Raw genomic sequence first — 242 nt, 5'->3', positions numbered from 1 at the left:
CACATGGATGCGGACCGGTTTCGCAAGCTCGATGCCGTCGTCATCGACGAAGCGCTCGGCTTCGAAGGTACCGTCCTTCCAGGTCTCGATCACCGCCCGCATGCGACGCTCGGCGATATGGCCGAGCTCGTCGAAGGCGGCCAGGCATTTGTCGAGGCCGAACTTGCCAAACAGCGCCTCCATCCGGCGCTCGCCAAGGCGCGCCGAACCGAGCTGACCGCGGATATCGCCGGGCACCAAGG

The 242-nt window shown here is 65.7% G+C and carries 1 protein-coding gene; it reads right to left on the bottom strand.

What is annotated here, in order from left to right:
* A partial coding sequence (locus ACPYOM_RS23635) for a hydantoinase B/oxoprolinase family protein (RefSeq protein ID WP_481347850.1) occupies positions 1-242 on the bottom strand: 242 nt, incomplete at both ends.

The organism is Monashia sp. HAY1-2A, assembly GCF_056755315.1.
The sequence above is the reverse complement of the archived record's forward strand: the minus strand, read 5'-3'. Positions and strand labels throughout refer to the sequence as shown.